Origin of the sequence: Flavobacterium sp., assembly GCF_023151265.1 — a bacterium.
In the GTDB taxonomy this organism is placed as follows: domain Bacteria; phylum Bacteroidota; class Bacteroidia; order Flavobacteriales; family Flavobacteriaceae; genus Flavobacterium.
In genome coordinates, this window is record NZ_JAKLJH010000192.1 from 1 (window position 1) to 3,315 (window position 3,315).

Sequence of the window (3,315 nt, forward strand, 5' to 3'; positions counted from 1 at the left end):
ATAACGTAGTAATAAGCAATACGGGCTACACCGGTGCCGGAGGTTTTGAAATTTATTTTGATAACAAAGACGCTGAAAAAATGTGGGATGCAGTTTTTGAAGCCGGTAAGGAGTTCGACATTCGTCCGATAGGTTTAGGAGCACGCGATACGTTACGTTTAGAAATGGGTTTTTGCCTTTACGGAAATGACATTGACGACACCACTTCTCCAATTGAGGCAGGTTTAGGCTGGATTACCAAATTTACCAAAGACTTTACAAACCGCGCCAAAATAGAAGATCAAAAAGTAAAAGGTGTGAGCCAAAAGCTGGTAGGATTTGAAATGATAGACCGTGGCATTCCTCGTCATGATTATCAAATTGCTGATGCCGCAGGAAATATTATTGGAAAAGTAACTTCCGGAACCCAATCACCAAGTCTCAATAAAGCAATTGGCATGGGTTATGTAAAAACGGAATATGCAAAGGCAGATACAGAGATTTTTGTTCTGATTCGCGATAAAGCGATTAAAGCCAAGGTCTGCAAAATTCCCTTTCTGAAGAAATAATACTGGGAAAACCCTGAAAACACAGCCATTAAAGGGTCGGTGGAGGAAAAATATTAACATTTATCGAAAAATTTTAAATTTTAATCTAAAATGTAAACAGGGAAGATTAAAAACAATTATATTTGATAGTTCATCATGAAGAAAATTATAACCATTTTAATCCTCGTTTGCTCTGCGGTATCAATGAAATCGCAGACCTGGGAATTATATGGCAAGGATACCATTAACAAAATTGATGCGGAAGGAAAAAAGCAGGCAAAATGGATTGTAATGGGAAAACATAAACCAGGAACCTGTTACAAACCCGATCAAAAAGCGGAAGAAGGAAAGTACAGAGACAACAAAAAAACGGATATCTGGTTCGAGTACTATTGCAACAGCAACATGAAGAATAAATTAACCTTTGTGAACGGACGTCCTGATGGTTATGCTCAAATGTTTCATGAAAACGGTAAGATCAGTGAAGAAGGTAACTGGAAAAATAACCGTTGGGTAGGTAATTACAAATTGTATTACGACAATGGTCAGGTTCAACACGAGTTTGTATTCAGCCAAACGGGTAAACGCGAAGGCCCACAGAAATATTACTACGATAACGGCCAACTGGCCATTGAAGGGAATTTTTCCAATGGAAAAGAAACGGGAATCATTAAAGAATATTACGAAAACGGAGATCCAAAAGCAGAAAAGAATTTTATGGATGGAAACGTGGACGTGGCTTCTATTAAAGAGTTTCAACCTAAAAAACCAATTGCTCCTAAATCAGACATTCCTGCTGAAAATGCACCGATTGTAAAAGTAAGAGAAGATGAAAGACCAAACGAAGCGGTTAAGAAAGTAGCTTCTAAGGGACCAATGATTTTGAATGGACAGTATACGCTTTATAACAAGAACAAACAGATTACAAAAGATGGTGTTTTTAAAGACAATCGTTTTATGGAGGGGAAAGCCTACATCTACAATGAGAACGGAATTTTAACCCGCGTAGCGGTTTATAAAGCCGGAATGTACGTAGGAGATACCCAGGTAGAAAATTAAAAAAAGGCGCCGGAGAGCGCCTTTTTTATTTCATACTTTTTTGTTTTTGAATAGAAATAAATCTTACTTTTGTTTTCCGATAAAAAGGGGGATTAGCTCATTTGGCTAGAGCGCTTCGCTGGCAGTGAAGAGGTGATCGGTTCGAATCCGATATTCTCCACTAAGGCTTCCACAAAAGGAAGCCTTTTTTTATGAAGGTCTTTTTCGTTTATATTTTATATTCCAGAACAAAGGACAGGTTTTATATTGGCCAAACGGATAATTTGGAGGAACGTTTGATTTCTCATAATTCAGGGAAGTCCACTTACACATCAAGGGTATCAGATTGGGAGATAGTTTATGTAGAGGAATTTGAAACCCGAACACTTAGTCGGAAACGTGAAAACGAGATCAAGCGTAAGAAAAGCCGCAGCTATATTGAATGGCTGGTTGGTAGCGCTTCGTCCCGACCGCTGTCGGGATGAAGAGGTGATCGGTTCTCCCGAAAGCTTTCGGGACGATATTCTCCTTCCAAACAACCAAATACCTATTGTTCGGACAACAGGTGTTTGTTTATGATAAAAATGATCGATTTCGAACTTTTTAAGGCGATTTAATTTATGAATATGGTAATTCCAGTGTTTGTAGTTCGGATCTGTTAGGCACTCTTTGAAAAATTTTGGAAAATGCTCTAAACTTTTTTCAAACTCACAAGGTACATTTGCACAGGCAAAAATAATCTAATAATAAGTACCTTAATATAAGATCGTGAAAACCAAGTTTTATTTAGGACGTCTGAATCTCGCTTTAATAGATGAACAACATCTGCTCTAAAATTTAACTCTAAATCTTTAAAGAATTTTTTGTTTTCACCTTTAACTGTTTTGAAAAGTGAATTTTTCCATTCGGAATGTTCAATGATCACGCTTTTTAATTCATTGTTTTCGTGATAGGTATGGTTAATTAGAATTTCTGCGTGGGAATAATTGCAAGGTAAAGGATCGTGCCTAATTGATAAGGTGATTGTGTGCAATCCCATATAGATGCCAGATTCACAGGTTCTTTTCAAGTTGAATCGATTAACTTCTCCGACAAATCCATAAAAAACATGATTCCCTAGGTTATCTGGATTTTTGGCTCCAGACTTAACAGTGAATAATACGTGACTTAATTGTATTAATTTATTCCAACAAACTGAAATTGACGTTGGATTGGAGGGCGGTAATTCAATCGGGTTTACTTTCTCTTTAAAACCTGTTCGAAAAAGAATATGATTTATTTTAAATTTTGATTGACTTAGAACAGGGCGTTTTTTTTCTGTAAAATGTAAGTATTTTGGGATTTTCGAATCTAAACAAGCCATACCCCATATTCAAATCAAAGAAAAGATACAATTGTATTAAAATCAATTTTTTCGTTTGAAGAATAAAACGCAGTGAATTTATCCTCCTTTTTATCGCCAACCCTTAAAAGAGAGATATCTCCATCCTCATCGATTAGAATGTTATTAAACTTACCGTTTTTAGATGTATATATTAGAATTTCTTCTTGAGATGTCTTAGAAATATTCAAGTTAGTTTTTCCGAACAACGCACACCTCTGCAAAAGTTCAACCGACAGATTCAGAATTTTCTCATTATTAAAATTTAATTCCTTATAAGTTTGGGCGATTTTAATAAAATTAGTAAGTAAAAAGCTATGGCGAGATGGTGCCGTAATACTCTCGTTCAAATTCTGTCTTGAAGTTTGA

The 3,315-nt window shown here is 36.1% G+C and carries 5 protein-coding genes and 1 tRNA gene; 4 read left to right on the forward strand and 2 right to left on the reverse strand.

Annotated features, from left to right (window positions below):
• The 4 genes from L6Q46_RS13220 to L6Q46_RS13235 form a co-directional block, all read left to right on the forward strand.
• The coding region (locus L6Q46_RS13220; RefSeq protein WP_291284697.1) for a glycine cleavage T C-terminal barrel domain-containing protein at positions 1 to 548 on the forward strand (548 nt) is incomplete at its 5' end.
• Between the two features lie 135 nt (positions 549 to 683).
• Complete coding sequence (locus tag L6Q46_RS13225; RefSeq protein ID WP_291284698.1) at positions 684 to 1,586, forward strand: hypothetical protein; 903 nt, start codon at positions 684 to 686, stop codon at positions 1,584 to 1,586.
• A gap of 86 nt (positions 1,587 to 1,672) precedes the next feature.
• Positions 1,673 to 1,746: transfer RNA gene (locus L6Q46_RS13230), tRNA-Ala, on the forward strand.
• A 31-nt stretch (positions 1,747 to 1,777) separates the two neighbouring features.
• Positions 1,778 to 2,050 (forward strand): GIY-YIG nuclease family protein, encoded by a 273-nt coding sequence (locus L6Q46_RS13235; RefSeq protein ID WP_291284699.1) that lies wholly within the window; start codon positions 1,778 to 1,780, stop codon positions 2,048 to 2,050.
• A gap of 206 nt (positions 2,051 to 2,256) precedes the next feature.
• On the opposite strand, the gene L6Q46_RS13240 is transcribed toward L6Q46_RS13235, so the two are convergent.
• Together L6Q46_RS13240 and L6Q46_RS13245 are read right to left on the reverse strand one after the other, a co-directional pair.
• Positions 2,257 to 2,928, reverse strand: coding sequence for a hypothetical protein (locus L6Q46_RS13240; RefSeq protein ID WP_291284700.1), 672 nt, complete (start codon positions 2,926 to 2,928; stop codon positions 2,257 to 2,259).
• A 14-nt stretch (positions 2,929 to 2,942) separates the two neighbouring features.
• On the reverse strand, positions 2,943 to 3,315 hold a 373-nt coding region (locus L6Q46_RS13245), incomplete at its 5' end, for a hypothetical protein (protein ID WP_291284701.1).

Bases quoted from the DNA above. Each gene is read 5' to 3' on its own strand.
- L6Q46_RS13225 (WP_291284698.1), top strand. From the start codon at position 684: ATGAAGAAAATTATAACCATTTTAATCCTCGTTTGCTCTGCGGTATCA.
- L6Q46_RS13235 (WP_291284699.1), top strand. From the start codon at position 1,778: ATGAAGGTCTTTTTCGTTTATATTTTATATTCCAGAACAAAGGACAGG.
- L6Q46_RS13240 (WP_291284700.1), bottom strand. From the start codon at position 2,928: ATGGCTTGTTTAGATTCGAAAATCCCAAAATACTTACATTTTACAGAA.